13 protein-coding genes and 4 tRNA genes are annotated in these 20,366 nt (G+C 37.2%); 8 read left to right on the top strand and 9 right to left on the bottom strand.

Annotated elements, in window-relative coordinates:
- Positions 1-36 precede the first annotated feature (36 nt).
- The gene (locus H1225_RS09160) at positions 37-918 is read left to right on the top strand and encodes an AbaSI family restriction endonuclease (RefSeq protein WP_006533282.1); all 882 of its coding nucleotides are present in this window, start codon (positions 37-39) and stop codon (positions 916-918) included.
- 85 nt (positions 919-1,003) lie between these two features.
- Here H1225_RS09160 and H1225_RS09155 read toward each other — a convergent pair whose 3' ends face one another.
- Positions 1,004-2,458 carry a catalase gene (locus H1225_RS09155; RefSeq protein WP_109399905.1) on the bottom strand — a complete coding sequence of 485 codons (1,455 nt, stop codon included), beginning with the start codon at positions 2,456-2,458 and terminating at the stop codon, positions 1,004-1,006.
- A 284-nt stretch (positions 2,459-2,742) separates the two neighbouring features.
- Between H1225_RS09155 and H1225_RS09150 the strand changes: the two genes are divergently transcribed.
- Positions 2,743-3,285, top strand: a complete 543-nt coding sequence (locus tag H1225_RS09150) for a YfaZ family outer membrane protein (protein WP_006533280.1) — start codon at positions 2,743-2,745, stop codon at positions 3,283-3,285.
- 90 nt (positions 3,286-3,375) lie between these two features.
- Here the strand turns inward: H1225_RS09150 and tyrP are convergent, their stop codons facing one another.
- The 6 genes from tyrP to ubiG form a co-directional block, all read right to left on the bottom strand.
- Positions 3,376-4,587 carry a tyrosine transporter TyrP gene (gene tyrP / locus H1225_RS09145; RefSeq protein ID WP_072063162.1) on the bottom strand — a complete coding sequence of 404 codons (1,212 nt, stop codon included), beginning with the start codon at positions 4,585-4,587 and terminating at the stop codon, positions 3,376-3,378.
- Positions 4,588-4,768: 181 nt separating this feature from the next.
- A complete protein-coding gene (locus H1225_RS09140) occupies positions 4,769-5,002 on the bottom strand; it encodes a YgdI/YgdR family lipoprotein (RefSeq protein WP_006533278.1) in 234 nt (77 codons plus the stop codon).
- A 90-nt stretch (positions 5,003-5,092) separates the two neighbouring features.
- Positions 5,093-5,371 (bottom strand): class I ribonucleotide reductase maintenance protein YfaE, encoded by a 279-nt coding sequence (yfaE, locus tag H1225_RS09135; RefSeq protein ID WP_072063161.1) that lies wholly within the window; start codon positions 5,369-5,371, stop codon positions 5,093-5,095.
- A 25-nt stretch (positions 5,372-5,396) separates the two neighbouring features.
- Positions 5,397-6,527 carry a class Ia ribonucleoside-diphosphate reductase subunit beta gene (nrdB, locus tag H1225_RS09130; protein ID WP_006533276.1) on the bottom strand — a complete coding sequence of 377 codons (1,131 nt, stop codon included), beginning with the start codon at positions 6,525-6,527 and terminating at the stop codon, positions 5,397-5,399.
- An 11-nt stretch (positions 6,528-6,538) separates the two neighbouring features.
- The gene (gene nrdA / locus H1225_RS09125) at positions 6,539-8,830 is read right to left on the bottom strand and encodes a class 1a ribonucleoside-diphosphate reductase subunit alpha (protein ID WP_006533275.1); all 2,292 of its coding nucleotides are present in this window, start codon (positions 8,828-8,830) and stop codon (positions 6,539-6,541) included.
- A gap of 349 nt (positions 8,831-9,179) precedes the next feature.
- Positions 9,180-9,917 carry a bifunctional 2-polyprenyl-6-hydroxyphenol methylase/3-demethylubiquinol 3-O-methyltransferase UbiG gene (gene ubiG, locus H1225_RS09120; protein ID WP_072063157.1) on the bottom strand — a complete coding sequence of 246 codons (738 nt, stop codon included), beginning with the start codon at positions 9,915-9,917 and terminating at the stop codon, positions 9,180-9,182.
- A gap of 172 nt (positions 9,918-10,089) precedes the next feature.
- Between ubiG and gyrA the strand changes: the two genes are divergently transcribed.
- Together gyrA and rcsC are read left to right on the top strand one after the other, a co-directional pair.
- The gene (gyrA, locus tag H1225_RS09115; RefSeq protein WP_161729561.1) at positions 10,090-12,717 is read left to right on the top strand and encodes a DNA topoisomerase (ATP-hydrolyzing) subunit A; all 2,628 of its coding nucleotides are present in this window, start codon (positions 10,090-10,092) and stop codon (positions 12,715-12,717) included.
- Positions 12,718-12,909: 192 nt separating this feature from the next.
- Positions 12,910-15,744, top strand: coding sequence for a two-component system sensor histidine kinase RcsC (gene rcsC, locus H1225_RS09110; protein WP_072063155.1), 2,835 nt, complete (start codon positions 12,910-12,912; stop codon positions 15,742-15,744).
- Between the two features lie 392 nt (positions 15,745-16,136).
- Here the strand turns inward: rcsC and rcsB are convergent, their stop codons facing one another.
- Together rcsB and rcsD are read right to left on the bottom strand one after the other, a co-directional pair.
- The gene (gene rcsB / locus H1225_RS09105; RefSeq protein WP_006533269.1) at positions 16,137-16,793 is read right to left on the bottom strand and encodes a response regulator transcription factor RcsB; all 657 of its coding nucleotides are present in this window, start codon (positions 16,791-16,793) and stop codon (positions 16,137-16,139) included.
- A gap of 2 nt (positions 16,794-16,795) precedes the next feature.
- Positions 16,796-19,504: a phosphotransferase RcsD gene (rcsD, locus tag H1225_RS09100; RefSeq protein ID WP_161671490.1), complete on the bottom strand. Its 2,709-nt coding sequence runs from the start codon at positions 19,502-19,504 to the stop codon at positions 16,796-16,798.
- 196 nt (positions 19,505-19,700) lie between these two features.
- Between rcsD and H1225_RS09095 the strand changes: the two genes are divergently transcribed.
- From H1225_RS09095 to H1225_RS09080, 4 genes are all read left to right on the top strand, one after another.
- Positions 19,701-19,788: transfer RNA gene (locus H1225_RS09095), tRNA-Ser, on the top strand.
- A gap of 6 nt (positions 19,789-19,794) precedes the next feature.
- A tRNA-Thr gene (locus tag H1225_RS09090) sits at positions 19,795-19,870 on the top strand.
- 278 nt (positions 19,871-20,148) lie between these two features.
- Positions 20,149-20,236: transfer RNA gene (locus H1225_RS09085), tRNA-Ser, on the top strand.
- A 6-nt stretch (positions 20,237-20,242) separates the two neighbouring features.
- Positions 20,243-20,318, top strand: a tRNA-Thr gene (locus H1225_RS09080).
- The last annotated feature ends 48 nt before the right edge of the window (positions 20,319-20,366 follow it).

Here is a 20,366-nt window from a genome sequence, read left to right as displayed (position 1 = left end):
ATTTCACTTTATTATGATAATTGATGTGATGTTCTTATGAGTAAAACAGATTATATTTTACGTTCCCTTTCAAAGATAACTAAAAAACGATGGGAACATTATGTTATCAATCGTATCTTTCATAAATTAGACGACCCCGAAATTGAATTTGTTTGTCAGCAGTGCATTCGAAAAGCAAATTCTCCAGATAAAATATATCTTGCTGATTTATTTTTTCCGCAACTTGCTCTGTATTTGGAAATAGATGAAGAGCATCACGATAGCGATGAGGCTAAAAAAAAGGATGCAAAGAGGCGACTTGATATTATTGAAGCTACTGGTTTTATCGAAAAACGGATCCCTGCTAGCAATGTTACTATAGAGCAGTTAAATACCAGTATAGATGAATTTGTTAAGTTACTTATAGACACTAAAGAAAAGCAAAAGGCACAAAAGAAGTTTATACCTTGGGATTATAGCGCACAATATACAGCCAAACGCCATATAGATGCAGGCTTTATTGAAGTAGGGCCACATGCTATTTTTCGCTACCATCGTGATGCTTTAGAATGCTTTGGTTATATTAATAAAGGACATCATCAGTCTGGTAGTTGGAAATTACCTGAAAATATTGTAAGAGAGATTGGTTTATCTGGTCGTATAATGGTGTGGTTTCCTCGCCTTTATAATGCGGGTGTTTGGAATAATGAGCTTTCTCCTGATGGTGAGTGGATCACGGAGGAGAGTCTCGAAGTTGATAACAATTATATCGAGGATTGGGATTATCGTATTGTTATGGCTCATTCTCGAGATGAACTTAACCGAGTATTATATCGGTTTCTAGGGGTTTTTCAGATAGATAAGAATAAATCCGTAGAAGGAAAAAATATTTTTAAGCGAATCAATACTAAAGTAAAAGTCTTTAATTCATATAATTGACTATTTCTTTAATATAAAAATATGCCCCTAGCTTTTAACTAGGGGCATGAGTGCCGAGTTGCTCACAAGGCTTTTTATTATACCGTTATTTAGCGTCTTTTTTTGCTAACGCTTTTATTGCTTTTTCAACGCCTGCGCCATATTCAGGATGGACTTTCTTAAATAGGGCAATTTGACGTTTTTGTGTATCTTTACTTGCCTGCACTAATTCGCCTGCAATACGAGCAAACATGCGTTGATGCTCTTCATCACTCAGTAATTCATACAGCGCACGAGGTTGACTGAAGTAGTCTTCATCTTCGCGATGGTTCCAGTGATCTGCCGCACCTTCAATTGATAATGGTGGCTCTTTAAAGTTAGGCTGTTCTTGGAACATACCGCCGCTATTTGGCTCGTAAGTAATACCGCTACCACTATTACCATCAACACGCATTGCACCATCACGATGGTAATTATGGAACGGACATTTTGGTGCATTAACTGGGATCTGATGATGGTTAACACCTAAACGATAACGATGTGCGTCACCGTAAGAGAATAGACGACCTTGTAGCATCTTATCTGGGGAGAAACCAATACCCGGAACAATGTTAGCGGGGCTAAATGCCGCTTGCTCTACATCAGAGAAATAGTTTTCAGGGTTACGATTTAACTCGAAATAGCCTACATCGATTAATGGGTAGTCAGCATGAGGCCAAACTTTAGTTAAATCAAAAGGATTATAAGGGACTTTTGACGCTTCTTTTTCTGGCATTACTTGGATTTGTAAATTCCAGCGAGGGAAATCACCACGTTCAATCGCATCAAATAAATCACGTTGTGAGCTTTCTCTATCTTTACCTACCAGTGCTTCAGCTTCATCATCCATCAGATTTTTAATGCCTTGCTGGCAACGGAAGTGAAATTTAACCCAGAAACGCTCATTATCTTTATTAATAAAGCTATAAGTATGGCTACCAAAACCGTGAATAAAACGATAGCTTTGTGGTAAACCACGGTCACTCATATCAATGGTTAATTGGTGTAATGATTCTGGTAAATGAGAAAAGAAATCCCATTTGTATGCCATATTGCGTAGGTTAGTTTTAGGATCACGTTTTACAATGTGGTTTAAGTCTGGAAATTTCAGCGCATCACGAAGGTAGAAAACAGGGGTGTTGTTACCCACCATATCCCAGTTACCTTCTTCAGTATAAAATTTTAACGCAAAACCACGAATATCACGTTCAGCGTCTGCGGCACCTCTTTCACCAGCCACTGTTGAGAAGCGGGCAAACATTTCTGTTTTTTTACCCACTTTAGAGAAAATTTTAGCACGAGTATATTTTGTAATATCGTGAGTGACTTTAAATGTACCAAAAGCACCAGAGCCTTTTGCGTGCATACGTCTTTCTGGGATAACTTCACGATCAAAGTGAGCTAGTTTTTCTAAAAACCAGACATCTTGAAGTAACATCGGACCACGAGGGCCTGCTGTCATCGAGTTATTATTGTCTACGACAGGTGCGCCTGACGCCGTTGTTAGCTTTTTCTTTTCCATCACATATCTCCAGTTTATGAAATAGTAAACGTTCTAAAAAAACAGCACGTGTGAATAAAACGAAGCGATCAGCCTTATACTTATTATGGTTAATATTGACTGTATTTCCACTTTAGCAATATTGAACTCATTAATAAAACCAATTAGACCAATAATATTGATAGACATAACTTATTTACATAGATTGATAATTCTACAGATTATCTTTCAATTTTGACTCAAGTTGTTTAATAAATTTATTGTATAATTATATATTGGGACAATTATTTGCTGGAGTAATAACAATGAAAAAATATTTATTGGTCGGTGCGATAAGTGCGTTGTTTGTGGCTGGAAATGCCAATGCAGTATCAATGAATATTCAAGCAGGGAAACATTATACTGATGTTCGCGCTGGTTTAGGTGATCCTAATGCGGGCCTTTCTTTTAATGGAAACTGGGCGCGTAGTGATCATGATGGTCAATTAGGTAGCTTAGGTGCGAAGTTTGCTTTGCCTTTAGGGCCATTTTCAGCAAGTGTTGGTGGTAAAGCGCTCTATTTATCACCCAAAAATGGTGATGATGGTGCTGCTTTAGCGGGCGGCGTTGGACTTAACTGGAATGTTCTACCTTCTTTAAGCTTATATGGCGAAGCTTATGCATCTCCTGAAGGATTAACCTCCGGTAGCAAATCTTATTATGAAGCTGATGTGGGTGCACAATTAACGGTATTTAAACCACTGCATGTTAATGCTGGTTATCGTGTGATTGAAATCGAAAACTCACATAATAGAAGCAATAATAAATTAGCTGATGGTTTCTATGTGGGTGCAGGCTTAAGTTTCTAATCCAGACGCTAGATCTGAATCAAAAAAAGCAGGTGTCTAAATTAACACCTGCTTTTTATTGTCTATAAGACAGTTATATCAGAAAGGATGTTAGCCAACTTGAGGTAATACATCAAAAGTGATAGCAACTTGAATACCAATAACTACCAGTCCACAAATAAATACAATACCTAGTGCACCGTTTCCACCTTTAACTTTGTATTTATCTACACTATTTTGTTCTTGTCTAACTTTCCATACTAATAAAGCCGGTAGAAGTAACGCTAAGATCGACAGTGCAATAGCGGCATAGGCTAATGCTTGAACAAAGTTAGGGAAATAGAGTGCACAGACTAAAGGTGGAACAAAGGTTAATAAGCTGGATTGCATACGTCCAGTTGCACGATTACTGCGTTTAAATAAATCCGCAAGATAATCAAATAGACCTAATGCAACACCAAGGAATGAGGTAGCCAAAGCTAATGCAGCAAATAGGTTAACAGCAATATTTACGCGAGGAGTAGCAACAACATCACGAATTGCTGTCAGTAAACCATTTAATCCAGATTGTTGCGCCATGATCCCCATAAAAGTATTTGTTGGGATGGCGCCTAATGTGGCCATTTGCCATAAAATATAAGCAATAAGTGGAATAGCACTACCAGTAATAAAGATAATACGTAGCTTTTTAATATCGCCATTCATGTAGCTGACGATACTTGGCACACTGCCGTGAAAACCAAATGAGGTAAAAATAACAGGAATAGCAGAAAGAACAAGCCCATACGCCACAGGCATTGAGGTTAAGTTTACTGACTCAACGTGAGGTAACATCACAATTAGCATAAATATGAGGAAGAAAACTTTTGCGGTAAACAATAGACGGTTAATTATATCAACCGATGTTGTACCAATTCCGACTACAGCTCCGCCAATCACTGTAAAGATTATAATACCTTGAGTGACAGAGAGTTTATGACCAATCCAAGAGGATAGGGTAGATGAAAGCAATTCACCCGCACCACTAATATAAGCAGTGGTTAACGCATACATTAATAACAATAGTGCAAGCCCAGTGATGACTTGACCACCTATACCGAGATAGCGTTTTGCGATAGAACCAAGGCCAGTATGAGGGTCGTTGTATTGATAAACTTCCACCAGAAGTAATGCGGTATAACTCATCAATAACCATAAACCAATAAGCAATAGCATCATCGTGCTAAAGCCAATACCCACAGCAGCCAGTGGCATTGCCAGCATACCTGCCCCAATTGTTGTTCCTGCAACAATAAAAACACTGCCTATAGTGCGATTCTTCACAAGATCCTCTATTCACTAGACTATTTATTTACTTAAAAATGCAGAGTATAAGAATGGTAAATTCCTGTCAAATTTTAATTACGTTTAGTGTAATGATTTATTTACAAAAAAGATGTTGTGAATAAAAAAACGCCAATCATAAAAATGAATTGGCGCTTTAAGAGAAAAGTTTATAAGCGCATTAATCGTCAAGTTCTACCATTCGTCTTATTTGATCTCGATTAATTTGTTTGAGCTGCCCAGTTTCTGCATCTTTGTAGGTAATTAATCCCGTTGCTTCATCTTCTTGGGGTTTATCTGTCGTTAAAATTGTTTCCCCATTTACGGTTTCAATTTTTTGTGGACTGGAACAGCCAGCAACGAGCAAAATTGATGTAGAAATAGCCATGACTGAGAAAATAGACTTTAATTTCATAATGCTTTTCCTTTTTTTACTGTGTTAACTTAACCTTAGTCAAAGTTGAACAAGAATGTTAGAAAAAAGCTTAAATTAAGATAATTCAAATTATTCAGAGTAAATTTCTATTTCAATATCACTGATGGGATGGCAGCTACAAGGTAAGATTTCATCAGGCTGGATAAATGCTAAAGGCTCGTTGCTATAACAGACTTTGCCTTTCACTAAACGTAGACGACAAGAGCCACAATAGCCTTCACGACATTGATATTCGACTTCAACTTTCCCATGTTCTAATGCATCAAGCAAAGAAGGATGGGTGTCAGTATGAAATTCTAAAGGTTTTGAAAGACCCTGCTGATGCAGGGTCACTTTATGAGATGCCATAACGTATCGGTGTTATTTCTCAGTATTACAGTTCAAAGTTACTTAAGTCATCAGTATCAACTTGTGAATCAATTTGACCCACAAGGTAAGAACTGACTTCAACTTCTTGAGGCGCAACTTGAACGTTGTCAGACACTAACCATGCATTGATCCATGGAATAGGGTTAGAGCGTGCTTTAAATGGTAATTTAAGACCCACTGCTTGCATGCGAATATTAGTAATATATTCAACATATTGACAAAGGATATCTTTATTTAAACCAATCATTGAGCCTTCAGAGAATAGGTATTCAGCCCACTCTTTTTCTTGCTCAGCTGCTTCAACGAACAGGTCATAACACTCTTGCTCACATTCCTCTGCAATCTCTGCCATTTCAGGATCATCTTGACCCGAACGCAGTAAATTCAGCATGTGCTGTGTACCTGTTAAGTGTAGCGCTTCGTCACGAGCAATGAGTCTAATGATTTTCGCGTTACCTTCCATCAGTTCACGCTCAGCAAAGGCAAATGAACAGGCAAAGCTAACGTAGAAACGAATTGCTTCGAGTGCGTTAACGCTCATTAAGCACAAATAAAGCTGTTTCTTTAATTTGCGTAACGTGACATGAACCGTTTTGCCTTTAACCTGATGTTCGCCTTCACCATACATGTGATAAAGGTTTGTCAGATTGATTAACTCATCATAATAAGAAGAAATATCACGCGCGCGTTTTAAAATTTCTTCATTTTCAACGATATCATCAAACACAACTGACGGATCGTTAACAATATTACGAATAATATGAGTATAAGAGCGTGAGTGAATGGTTTCAGAAAATGACCATGTTTCAACCCATGTCTCTAACTCAGGGATTGAGATTAAAGGTAAGAATGCCACGTTAGGGCTTCTTCCTTGAATGGAATCCAACAGAGTTTGATATTTTAAATTACTAATAAAAATATGTTTTTCATGATCAGGTAACGCATTGTAGTCAATACGATCACGAGAAACGTCCACTTCTTCTGGACGCCAGAAGAAAGAGAGCTGTTTTTCAATTAGCTTTTCAAAAATAGGGTATTTTTGCTGATCATAACGCGCTACGTTAACAGGTTGCCCAAAAAACATGGGCTCCTGAAGTTGATCATTTTTAACTTGTGAAAAAGTAGTATAAGACATAGCTTCCTCAATTAAATTTTACACGCGCCGCCTTCACAATCTGAATCTTCTGTCTCAACGACTTCTTCCAGATCACCCTGTACATCGTCTGCACCGTCACGGGTATTGTGATAATAAAGTGTTTTTACACCATATTTGTAAGCGAGCAGCAAATCTTTCAGCAGTTGGTTCATTGGAACTTTACCGCTAGGGAAACGAGTAGGATCGTAGTTAGTGTTCGCTGAAATCGCTTGGTCAACGAATTTTTGCATAATACCCACTAACTGCAAATAACCTTCAATACTTGGCATTTGCCACAGTAATTCATAAGCGCCTTTCAAACGCTCATACTCAGGAACCACTTGACGTAAAATACCGTCTTTAGAGGCTTTAATACTGATATAACCACGAGGTGGCTCGATACCATTGGTCGCATTCGAAATCTGTGAAGAGGTTTCTGATGGCATCAGTGCAGACAGAGTTGAGTTACGTAAACCGTGCTCTTTAATGTCTTTGCGTAAGCCTTCCCAGTCGTAATGCAGAGGTTCTTTTGTCAGAACATCTAATGATTTTTTATAGGTATCAATAGGTAAAATACCTTCAGCGTAAGTGGTTTCATTAAACCATGGGCATGCGCCTTGTTCTTTCGCTAATTCATTAGATGCTTTTAATAAATAGTATTGAATTGCTTCAAATGCACGATGGGTTAAGTTATTTGCACTACCATCAGAGTAGCGAACACCGTGTTTTGCTAAATAATAAGCAAAGTTAATAACACCAATACCTAAGGTACGACGACCCATTGCACCTTGTTTTGCCGCTAAGATTGGATAATCTTGGTAGTCTAATAGTGCATCCAGTGAACGAACGGCTAAACGAGCCAGTTCTTCTAAATCATCAAGATTTTCAATTGCGCCTAAGTTAAATGCAGATAATGTACACAGTGCAATTTCACCATTAGGATCTTTAATATCATTTAATGGCTTAGTGGGTAGTGCAATTTCTAAGCATAAGTTTGATTGGCGAATTGGTGCAACAGCCGGATCAAATGGGCTATGTGTATTACAGTGGTCAACATTCTGAATGTAAATACGGCCAGTTGAGGCACGTTCTTGCATCATTAATGAGAATAACTCAACCGCTTTAACTTGTTTTTGGCGGATGCTCTTATCTTTCTCATATTGCACATATAGACGTTCAAATTCATCTTGATCAGCAAAGAATGCATCATATAAACCTGGAACATCAGAAGGGCTGAATAAAGTAATATCCTGACCTTTGATTAAACGTTCATACATTAATTTATTTAACTGAACGCCGTAATCTAAATGACGAACACGGTTATCTTCAACACCACGATTATTTTTCAGTACCAGCAGACTTTCAACTTCTAAATGCCATAATGGATAGAATAAGGTTGCTGCACCACCACGAACACCACCTTGTGAGCAAGATTTTACCGCGGTCTGGAAGTGTTTATAAAACGGAATACAACCAGTGTGGAATGCTTCACCATTACGAATAGCACTACCTAATGCACGAATACGACCTGCATTAATACCAATACCCGCACGTTGAGAAACATATTTTACAATGGCACTTGATGTCGCATTGATAGAATCAAGGCTATCGTCGCACTCAATTAAAACACAAGAGCTAAATTGACGAGTTGGAGTTCTTACTCCAGCCATGATTGGTGTTGGCAATGAGATTTTAAAGGTTGAAATCGCATTATAGAAACGTTCGATATAGTCCATACGTGTTGCTTGTGGATAACGAGAGAACAAGCAAGCCGCGACTAAAACATATAAGAACTGTGCACTTTCGTAAATTTCACCTGTAATACGGTTTTGAACGAAGTATTTGCCTTCTAACTGTTTAACCGCCGCGTAGGAGAAATTCATATCACGTTGATGAACAATAAAGTTATCCATCTGTTCGAACTCTTCTTGTGTGTAATCTTCAAGAAGATGACGATCGTATTTGCCTAAATCGACTAATTTTTTAACGTGATCATACAGTTTAGGTGGCTCAAATTGGCCATACGCTTTTTTACGTAAATTAAATACGGCAAGACGGGCAGCGAGATACTGATAATCAGGTGTATCACCAGAGATTAAGTCTGCAGCAGCTTTTACCAGCGTTTCATGGATATCAGCAGTTTTGATACCATCATAAAACTGAATCTGAGAACGTAATTCAACTTGAGATACTGAGACATTTTCTAGACCTTCAGCGGCCCAGGCGATAACACGGTGAATTTTGTCTAAGTCAATGCGTTCTTTATGACCATCACGTTTTGTGACAAGCAGGCTATGATTCATGAGCGATGCACCTTATCTTGCATGAGTGTTACCTGAAATTTTATACCGCAAAAAAACGCTCCCGATGACAAACTATGTCAAGGAGTCTTGTGGTGTGAAATTTAAGGAAACACAATATATAGGGGTTGGTTCAAATGGTGATAACAAGATAAAGGTAATTGAGAGATTGATCAAGTGTACAAATCGGATTGTTTCTGTGGATAAATAGGGGATAAATTTTTTAACAACTGCCCGTACACTGCATAAATACAGGCAGTAAGAAACACAAATTCAAGTGGCAACGATGTAAAGTCAATTTTAAAAAATGTGATCGTTTGATGTTTTATTAGACCAAATCAAACTTTCGGTTTCATGAATTCGAGTTATGTGTCGATTGTGTGTGCACCATATAATTCACATCGACATTTGGCGCTAATCTGAATTTGTCAGTGATCGGGTTATAATGTAAACCAATCATATTTTTGCAACGTAAATCGGTTTCATCGACCCAACTAAGTAATTCTGACGGGCGAATAAACTTATTAGCATCATGTGTGCCCTTAGGTACCATATTCAGAATATACTCTGCACCTACCACCAGCATTAGCCACGCTTTCTTATTACGATTGATGGTTGAAAAGAAAACATGCCCGCCAGGTTTTACCAGTTTTGCACAGGCTCTAACAACAGAAGATGGGTCTGGAACGTGCTCTAACATCTCCATACAGGTGACAACATCGTAAGTTTGTGGGTTTTCATTTGCATGGTTTTCAACGGTATCTTGAATATAAGTCACAGGAATACCTGACTCTAGTGAGTGCAAGCGTGCAACTTGTAATGGCTCTGTGCCCATATCAAGGCCAGTCACTTCGGCACCGACACACGCCATACTTTCAGATAAGATACCGCCACCACAGCCAACATCGAGGACTTTTTTTCCAAATAAGCCGTCAGCGCGTTCTTGGATATAGTTAAGTCTTAGTGGGTTGATGCGGTGTAATGGCTTAAATTCACCTTCAAGATCCCACCAGCGTGATGCAACGCTTTCAAACTTGTCGATTTCATGCTGATCCACGTTAGCATGTAAAGAGGTTGTTTTATCATTCATCAGAAAGTATTACTCCTATTTTCATATTGTCATGATTCTACCAACGTTAGACGGTGAAATCGAAGAGAATAGCGAAAGGATCATTAATTTAGTTGTTTCCTTTTTCCAAAAATTGGCGATTTGTGGTATAGTTCTAAACCTTTGAATCCGTAGTATGAGGGACAGTGGCTCCATGAGCGACATTGCCAGAGAAATCACACCAGTTAATATCGAAGAAGAGCTGAAAAGCTCATATTTGGATTATGCGATGTCTGTTATTGTAGGACGCGCATTACCCGATGTTCGAGACGGACTGAAGCCAGTACACCGCCGAGTTCTTTTCGCGATGAATGTACTAGGAAACGATTGGAATAAACCTTATAAAAAATCAGCCCGTGTTGTTGGGGATGTTATCGGTAAATATCACCCGCACGGTGACATTGCTGTTTATGAAACGATTGTTCGTTTAGCACAGCCTTTTTCTATGCGTTACATGTTGGTTGACGGGCAGGGTAACTTCGGGTCAGTTGATGGTGACTCGGCGGCTGCAATGCGTTATACCGAAGTTCGTATGGCGAAAATCGCCCATGAACTGCTGGCGGATTTGGAAAAAGAAACGGTTGATTTTGTTCCTAACTATGATGGAACAGAACATATTCCGGCAGTAATGCCAACCCGTATTCCAAACTTGTTAGTCAATGGTTCTTCAGGGATTGCGGTAGGGATGGCAACAAACATTCCTCCACATAACCTAGGCGAAGTTATCGATGGTTGCCTTGCTTACGTTGATAACGAAGACATCACGATTGAAGAGTTGATGGAACATATTACGGGGCCTGATTTCCCGACTGCCGCTATTATTAATGGTCGCAGAGGAATTTTAGATGCATACCGTACTGGTCGCGGAAAAATTTATATCCGCGCTCAGGCTGATATCGAAACTGATGAGAAAACAGGTCGCGAAACTATTATCGTGACAGAAATTCCTTATCAGGTGAATAAAGCTCGCTTAATTGAAAAAATTGCAGAGCTTGTTAAAGATAAACGTATTGAAGGTATTAGCGGATTACGTGACGAGTCTGATAAAGATGGTATGCGTATTGTCGTTGAAATCAAACGTGATGCTGTGGGTGAAGTGGTATTAAATCACTTATTCTCACAAACACAAATGCAGGTTTCTTTTGGTATTAATATGGTTGCGCTTCACCAAGGTCAACCTAAATTATTAAATTTAAAAGAAATTATCTCTGCCTTTATTCGTCACCGTCGTGAAGTTGTTACTCGTCGTACTATTTATGAATTACGTAAAGCGCGTGATCGTGCTCATATCTTAGAAGCACTGGCCGTTGCCTTGGCGAACATTGATCCTGTTATTGAAATGATCCGTCAAGCACCAAATCCAGCAGAAGCAAAAGCGGCATTAATTGCACAGCCTTGGGATTTAGGTAGTGTTTCTACTATGTTAGAGCGTGCTGGTGACAGCAACGTTGCTCGTCCTGAATGGTTAGAACCACAATATGGTGTGCATGACGGTAAGTACTATCTAACAGAGCAACAAGCTCAAGCTATTTTGGATCTGCGTTTGCAGAAACTAACCGGCCTTGAACATGAAAAACTGTTAGATGAATATCGTGACTTATTGCTTCAAATTGCTGAATTACTGCATATCTTAAGAAGCCCTGAGCGTTTGATGGAAGTCATTCGAGAAGAGCTAAATGCGATTAAAGATCAATATAATGATCCACGTCGTACTGAGATCACTGAAAATACGGCTGATATTAATATTGAAGACTTGATCAATGAAGAAAATGTTGTTGTAACACTTTCTCATCAAGGTTACGTTAAATATCAACCGCTTACTGATTATGAAGCACAGCGTCGTGGCGGTAAGGGTAAATCAGCAGCAAGAATTAAAGAAGAAGACTTTATCGATCGTCTATTAGTGGCTAACACCCATGATACGATTTTATGTTTCTCAAGCCGCGGTCGTCTCTACTGGATGAAAGTTTACCAGTTACCAGAAGCAAGTCGCGGTGCTCGTGGTCGCCCAATTATTAATTTGTTACCTCTTGAGCAAAATGAACGTATTACTGCTATTTTGCCTGTAAGAGAGTATGAAGAAGGCAAGTTTGTCTTTATGGCGACGGCAAGCGGAACCGTGAAGAAAACACCTTTGCAAGATTTCAGCCGTCCTCGTAGTGCCGGTATCATTGCTGTTAATTTAAATGAAGGTGATGAGTTAATCGGTGTTGATTTAACCGATAGCACTAATGAAGTTATGCTGTTCTCTGCTGATGGTAAAGTGGTTCGCTTTGCAGAAGATTGTGTTCGCCCAATGGGTCGTACTGCGACAGGTGTTCGTGGTATGAAACTGAGTGATGACGACAAAGTAGTTTCTCTAATCATTCCTCGTGGTGACGGTGATATTTTAACTGTCACTGAAAATGGTTATGGTAAACGAACAGCACAAAGCGAGTACCCAACGAAGAATCGTGCTACACAAGGCGTTATCTCTATTAAAGTGAGTGAGCGTAACGGTAAAGTTGTTGGTGCGATTCAAGTTGAAGAAACTGACCAAATCATGATGATCACCAATGCGGGTACATTAGTTCGTACACGTGTTTCTGAAGTCAGCATTGTTGGACGTAATACACAAGGTGTTACCTTAATTCGTACAACAGAAGGTGAATTAGTTGTTGGTTTGCAACGTGTCGAAGATGAAGATGATGCATTAGATGACGATGAAGTTAATGAAGTTATTGACGAAGAGTTATCAGAAGCACCTGATTCAGATTTAGCTGATGATGCGAACGAAGAATAATATTTATCATTATTGTGATGTATAAATCAAAGAAAGCAGGCATAATTGCCTGCTTTTTTTATGTGGTAGGATCAGTTTATCATCAGAAAAAATTATCCTGATGATAAAGATCATATCATTCAGACATACAGTAACTTCTGCTAGAATAGAATAAGTTTCTTGAGCGGTAGGAATATTGATTAGGGTGGTTGTTTGAGATATCTCTCGTCCTTTAAAACATCGTTAAAAATTTCCCGCTACCTTTTTCGCATATTAGGTATCATGTTGTGGGCAATGGGTGCATTGCTAACGATGTTTTACCTTATCAATATTTTCAATGATACTAAATCTGATATTCGGCAAGAGTATAGTAATAACTACACTAATCTTCTTAGTTTCTTTAGGCAAACCTCCAGCACTATCCGTGATTTACAATACCTTGCTGAACGCCACCAAGAACAAATTAACTTAAACCCGAATATGAAAAATTCATTATTTTATGAAGGGCCATTTTCACTTCATAAGCTTAATGAAACCGCAGATTGTGAATTATTTAAAGGGCAAACAAATAACTATTTCCGCTCATTTAATAGTATCTTATATTATTGGAAAGATAATACTCCAGCCTTACAAGGGATAAACCAAGTCTTTATGGTTGGTTCCCATAGCATGTGTATGATTAACTTTCCTTTGCGCGCATCCCCTGTCGATACTGAAATGTTGAAAAAATTGGTTTACGAAAATACACGTAACTACATTAATCAACGTGCACAAGGTAAAGAAGTTAACCAATATTGGATTGTGCCAGATGCAAAAGGGGATAGTGGCATTTTATATGTTATGTCTCCAGTTTATGCTTCAGGTAAATTTATTGGTCTGATTGGTATTGAAAGAGCTATTCGTCTTGAATATTTCTCACCTACCAAAGATAGAGTGATTTCAATTCATCTTCTTAATAACAGAAATACTACAGTTTTAAGCTATCCTGCAGAAAATACTTATCATTTAGTTAAACAAGTTCCTGATGTCAGCGCACCTTATTTTGGCTTTGATGAAGACTTTAGCGATTTGGTTGCTAAGCGTAAATTATTGCCCTCGTCTTTTAGTGTGGTGTATTCATTACCACTCAAGCAAATTTTAAATGAATTTAAATTCACGATTTTCAATGCGCTGATCTTAAATATTATTTCAGCCATTATGATTTTTATCTTTGTATGGATCTTTGAGAGAAAAATATTCTCCCCAGCAGAAAATAATGCTTCTCGCCTAGAAGAGCACGAGCAATTTAACCATAAGATTGTGGCATCAGCACCAGTTGGGATCAGTATTCTCAGAATACGTGATGGCATGATTATTTTAAGTAACGAGCTAGCACATAACTATTTCCGTTTACTTAGCCATAGTGATAAACAAAATATTCTCTCTATTATTGCCGAGAAAAGTAGCAACATGGTTGATGTCGTTACCAACAATCGTAATCATCTGCAAATAAGCTTTGTTAACTCACGTTATCAAAATGAAGATGTGGCTATTTGTGTTTTAGTGGATATCAGCTCACGGGTTAAAATGGAGCGTTCACTACAAAATATGGCAACAGCAGCGGAGCAAGCTAACCAAGCTAAATCGATGTTCTTGGCAACAGTTAGCCATGAATTACGAACGCCACTTTATGGCATTATTGGTAATTTAGAGCTATTGCAATCTCATACACAAAGCGATGATACCGCTCGATTGCTAAAAACGATGGATAACTCCTCATCATTATTACTAAAAATTATTAGTGATATCCTCGATTTTTCGAAAATTGAATCTAAACAGTTAAAAATTGATATTAAGCCATTTAATTGTCGCCAAGTGTTATCTTTTGTTATCTCAAACTATTTACCTTTGATTGCGAAAAAAGGCTTGGCTATTTACTGTTTTATCGAACCTGATGTACCTAAAATTGTAAATAGTGATCCTGTGCGTGTACAACAAGTTATCTCTAATCTGTTGAATAACAGTATTAAATTTACTACGACCGGGTGTATTACCTTACATCTTTATAAAGATGATTATTATCTCTATTTTGATATTCATGATACAGGACGAGGGATCAGTGACAAAGCATTGCATGAGCTTTTTGAACCATTCTTCCAAGTGTCCCAGAATACAGAAAGCGCATCAGAGGGAACAGGGTTAGGTTTAGCCATTTGTGAAAAGTTGATCAACTTGATGGATGGCGATATTAGCGTTGTTTCTCAAGAAAATATTGGTAGTCGCTTTACGATCCGTATACCTCTTTATGGTGCCTTAGATGGCATAGATCCTAATTCTAAACAGAATATTTATAAAGAAAGTCATGTTCGTTGCTTTATTGATATTAAAAATCTTTATTTAGAAGGATTTATTGGTAGATACCTTCGTTACTTTGGTTTGAGTTGTGAATTGTTTACCGAAGAAGAGGTGATATCTTCAACCGATTTTATTATTACAGATTACGATGCACCAAGAAAAGATAACTGCCAGTTGATTAGGATCAATGAGCATTACTTTGAACCATTGAAAAAAATAGCTGAAAACGTATGGGTATGCAGTACTTATAAGCTAAACGATTTAACAAAAATAATACTGCAATTGCCACAAAGTAAAGTTGAAGCAAATTGTGTGGAGATCGTGAAGCAAGATACGGATTGTCGCTTACAAACCTTAACTATCCTTATTGTCGACGATCATCCAATAAACCGTTTATTGTTGACCGATCAATTGAAAAAAATTGGCTTTAATACAGCAACGGCAGAAGATGGCTGTGATGCATTAACATATTTAGCTAAAAATCATGTTGATATCGTTCTGACGGATGTCAATATGCCAAATATGAATGGTTATCAGTTGGCAACACATATAAGAGAAATGGGTAGTAATATGCCTGTGATAGGGGTGACGGCGAATGCAATAGCAGAAGAAAAGCAACGCTGTATTGATGCAGGAATGAATGATTGTGTATCTAAACCTGTTTCGCTCTCTATTTTAAGAGAAGTATTGGTGAAATATATTTCTAAAGAATAATTCTAAATAGAGAATGATAAAATAAGTAAACAGACAAAGACTAATTTATTAGTCTTTGTCTGTTTTTAAACCTCATAAGGTAAAAATAACGTAATCACAAAGCATTTTGATAGATAAAATGAAACAAAGAGCAGAAATAATACTAGTTGATTAAAAGGAGAGTGAGAGCGTTTCTGCAACAGTCTATAAGCTTAAACCTAGTAACGGTATGAAAAATATAAGTTATGCTATGCAGCTTATAAGGTGCTTCAACGGAAAGTATTTGCAAGGAAAGAGAAATAAGTGCAAAGAGAATGAGTGATAAAGAGTAAAAAAACAAAAAAACAGAGAAGCTCCCGCAAAGGGTTGAGCTTCCTGATTTTATCGACTCGGTTAAGGCAATTACGGTGAAATTAATCTGGGCCGTTAATTTCCTTATCAATAGTCACTGATGACAAGTAATTAAGCAATGCGATATCGTTATCGACACCTAATTTCATCATAGCTGATTTTTTCTGACTACTAATCGTTTTAATACTGCGATTGAGTTTTTTGGCGATTTCGGTCACAAGGAAGCCTTCAGCAAATAATCTTAGTACTTCACTTTCTTTGGGTGATAAACGTTTATCGCCATAACCATTAGCATTTACTTTTTCAAGTAGCTTTGCAACGCTTTCAGGCATAAATTTCTTGCCTTTTTGTAGTGCAGCCAATGCTTTTGGCAGGTCAGTTGGCGCTCCTTGCTTAAGCACAATACCTTCAATTTCAAGATCAAGGACTGCGCTCAAAATAGCAGGGTTGTTATTCATTGTTAGTACAATAATCGACAAATTGGGATAATGTCTTTTAATGTACTTAATGAGTGTAATACCATCACCATACTTATCGCCAGGCATAGATAAGTCAGTAATTAAAGCATCCACATTTAACTTAGGTAAGTTATTGATAAGTGAAGTTGAATCTTCAAACTCACCTACAACATTGACCCATTCAATTTGTTCTAAAGATTTACGAATACCGAATAAAACGATTGGGTGATCATCGGCAATAATAATATTAAGGTTATTCATGTTTAATTGTTACCTTGCTGCAGCAACTGTTGAATCCATTTATCCAGTTGAGTGATACGTTCTTTGATCTCTAATTCATTATGATTTTTTATGTCATGCTCTAAATATTCACAGCTTTCTCTGAGATATTCTAAATCTAACATGGCAAAAACACCTTTTAGACGATGAGTTGTCTGGGCTAGAGAATGAAAGTCTTTATTTGTTGCTTCTAAGTGTAGTTTTTCAACATCAATAGGAACAGTACTGATAAATAGTTCCTTATAATCACTACCATTCAACTTCTTCCTGTAATTATTAAGAATTACTTCGTATTTATCAAGGTTATTATTTTCATCCCAAATACTCTCTTTAGTTGTATCTAGGGAAATTGACTCATTTTCTTCAATTAAATAAGTAATAGCCTCAATTAAAGGGTCACCGAAGTTATAGTTACACTTTATTAAATCTTTTGATATTTTTTCGAAACCAACAACAGAGCTTATTAATAATATTGTTGGAGATTCAGGATTATCATTCGGTGTATCCCTAAGTATGATATCGTATTCAGGATAAAGATTCTCTCTATTTTTATCAAAGTATGTAGCACCATATTTATCAAGCTGTTGGCGAATGATTTTTTCTATTTCAGGGTTTTTTATGGCGAGTTTTGCGTTTATTCCTTCTAATAATACGTTAAAAGTCCGTTCTTCTGTATCTATATGCTGGTATGGGAGTGCAATTCGGAAATGAGAACCAATACTTTCTTGGCTCTTAATAGTTAATTCTCCCTGTATCTTATTACACAGTAAATGGCATAAATAAAAAATGATGCCTGAATTAGAATAATATTTGTCTCCCATTGCTTGGCCTAAGAATGGGTATTTTATATTAGCAATGTCTTGAGGTGTAAGCCCACTTCCACTGTCAATAATATCAATCACTATCTTTTCTTCATCTTCATCTTTAACTAAATTTAGATTAACGGTTATCTTTCCATAATTAGTCGTACTAATGGCATAATTAATCAATGATAAAATAATCTTACTTAATGCGGGACCATCGTTAATTAAAAGTAACCCAGGCTTTATATTATTGTGGAAATAAAGTGTTAAGCCTTTTCTTATCATAAAAGGTGATGCTGTTGTCAGAATAGATTCAACTAATGTTGATAGTTCAAATTCATCCTTATGTATTTTCCATTCTTGATTTTCTAACTTATTAATTAATGTAATGTTTTCTATCCATTCAGAAATGTAATTTGTTTTCTCTAATAATAAACTAAGCAATTGTTGATGAGTATCTTCGGGTAATAAATCTTTGAATTGATAAACCATCTCATTTATATCTTTGATGGGGCGCATTAATTCTAATGACATATTAGATAAAATCTTGCGTCGAGCGATGGTATTTTTCTCATATTCTTGCTGTGCAAGTTGTAATTTTTTATTGATCAGAGCTTCGTTATCTTTATTCAGAAATATGAATAATGATGTATTGTCAATATTGTTATTATTACTTGTTCTTATTTCATAAATTTCGTTGTTGATAGCGGTTTGGATTAAACCATTGTGCTCAACTGCCATTTGGCGGATCTTAGATAAATCGATATGAGGTAATAGTTTTTCTGCATGACTGTTACTAATAATCTTATGATTAGAGGAAAAATTATAGACTAATAATCCTATCGGGAGATTTGAAATGATGTCGTGAGTCATCTCTTCTTTGATCCGTAGATTACGTGTCATAGAGATATAAGGGTAAACGTACTTATTACGGATATAGATATGGCCAAAAACGGAAATAGAAACAAATACCATTAAGCTGATTAATAACCAAATATTTTTGTAGACAATTTCTTTGATCATCGACTTCATTGGGTATTCATAAGAGAGTGAATAGGGGATCCCAATAATTGGTTGAGAAAAAATCAGTGATGAGCCGTCGGTTGATATTTCAATGTCATTTTTGTCATAGACAGATTGCTGACCTGTTGGCAGTAATCTTAAGTAGTGTGGAGATAACTCTGAAGGTAAGAAATTATTGATAGGCAAATCAAACGCTACTACGCTGGTTAACTGACCCGGCACATTAAACATAATACGATAAGTATAGTAATAAATGTTTTCTGTAGACATTTTCCTAATAGGTGAAAGACTCTCTTTTTCATCTAATGCTGTTGATTGCATCAATAACTCAGACCGTTTATTTTCAGCCGTTAATGTTAAATAGCTTTCTTTGTAACGGATCTCTGGCTTAAGCACAGAATGGGTCGTAATTAAGATAAGATCATTTCCTTTACCATTTAAATAATAAAGTGAACTGTAATCATTACGTACACCCCAAAGAATTTCGAGTGAATTTGCGAATCGTTGTGCCAACTGAAAGGTTTGCTCATTGGGTTTACCAAATATAATAGAATCTACGGTTTGGTCTCGACCTTCAAGCCAAAATACATCAGAACGTAATTTTATTGGATTAAGTCGCAATATAGGGAATATTGAGGTATCAGCTATTTTATTTGATAACTGGAAAAGCTGATTAGAGTGATAGCGATAATCTTCAACCTGCCGCGCGAATTTTTGAGTCGTATTGTTTATCGCGTTTTTTTTGCTATCTAGCCAAGTGTTGAAATAGCTGTAAGCGTATAAAAAAAGCGATATGACCATAAAAAGAAGAAACAGGGCATATAGACGAGTTAGTGTATTTGGCTTGAGTTGGTTCAATGTACGCATTCAGTTTGCGAGCCCTTAAGAGACAATGTAATTTAAAAATAGAATAAACAGTCATCATTATTCGGCCATTATATTAACAGGTTATCACTTTAAAAGGGATATTCGGATGAACTTTGAGCAAACAAACTAAAAAATTCAATTTTTTTACAATCGGAGCTAGACAGCGGGGTCAGAGATAGGCATAATTTCGCGCTATGGAAGGATGGCCGAGTGGCTGAAGGCAGCGGTCTTGAAAACCGCCGATGGGAAACCATCCTAGAGTTCGAATCTCTATCCTTCCGCCAGAATTAGCCGGCTTAGCTCAGTTGGTAGAGCAACTGACTTGTAATCAGTAGGTCACCAGTTCGACTCCGGTAGCCGGCACCATATAAGACCCGTTATCTCTCAAGAGATAGCGGGTTTTTCTTATCCATAATTCTCTTTTTTCTATTCCCTCTTATTTTATTTCTTTTGGGTTACTCTATTTATCTCTCGATATCACTATAATTTTTGATCTCTAGTTATCAAAAATTAACCAATATATTAGAGAGTTAGCATTTTTTAAGCATAAAACGTTTGAAGATTGAGCAAACAGATAAAAAAGTCATTTTTTTTACAATCAGGACTAGACAGCGGGGTCAGAGATAGGCATAATTTCGCGCTATGGAAGGATGGCCGAGTGGCTGAAGGCAGCGGTCTTGAAAACCGCCGATGGGAAACCATCCTAGAGTTCGAATCTCTATCCTTCCGCCAGAATTAGCCGGCTTAGCTCAGTTGGTAGAGCAACTGACTTGTAATCAGTAGGTCACCAGTTCGACTCCGGTAGCCGGCACCATATAAGAACCCGTTATCTCGTAAGAGATAGCGGGTTTTTTCTTTATTA

It is taken from the genome of Proteus penneri (assembly GCF_022369495.1).
In the GTDB taxonomy this organism is placed as follows: Bacteria; Pseudomonadota; Gammaproteobacteria; order Enterobacterales; family Enterobacteriaceae; genus Proteus; species Proteus penneri.
Note: the sequence above shows the minus strand (reverse complement) of the source record. Positions and strands in the feature narration are given on the sequence as shown.

Coding starts and splice junctions, on each gene's coding strand:
- H1225_RS09160 (WP_006533282.1), top strand. CDS start 37: ATGAGTAAAACAGATTATATTTTACGTTCCCTTTCAAAGATAACTAAA.
- H1225_RS09155 (WP_109399905.1), bottom strand. CDS start 2,458: ATGGAAAAGAAAAAGCTAACAACGGCGTCAGGCGCACCTGTCGTAGAC.
- H1225_RS09150 (WP_006533280.1), top strand. CDS start 2,743: ATGAAAAAATATTTATTGGTCGGTGCGATAAGTGCGTTGTTTGTGGCT.
- H1225_RS09140 (WP_006533278.1), bottom strand. CDS start 5,002: ATGAAATTAAAGTCTATTTTCTCAGTCATGGCTATTTCTACATCAATT.
- yfaE (WP_072063161.1), bottom strand. CDS start 5,371: ATGGCATCTCATAAAGTGACCCTGCATCAGCAGGGTCTTTCAAAACCT.
- nrdB (WP_006533276.1), bottom strand. CDS start 6,527: ATGTCTTATACTACTTTTTCACAAGTTAAAAATGATCAACTTCAGGAG.
- nrdA (WP_006533275.1), bottom strand. CDS start 8,830: ATGAATCATAGCCTGCTTGTCACAAAACGTGATGGTCATAAAGAACGC.
- ubiG (WP_072063157.1), bottom strand. CDS start 9,917: ATGAATGATAAAACAACCTCTTTACATGCTAACGTGGATCAGCATGAA.
- gyrA (WP_161729561.1), top strand. CDS start 10,090: ATGAGCGACATTGCCAGAGAAATCACACCAGTTAATATCGAAGAAGAG.
- rcsB (WP_006533269.1), bottom strand. CDS start 16,793: ATGAATAACCTTAATATTATTATTGCCGATGATCACCCAATCGTTTTA.
- rcsD (WP_161671490.1), bottom strand. CDS start 19,504: ATGCGTACATTGAACCAACTCAAGCCAAATACACTAACTCGTCTATAT.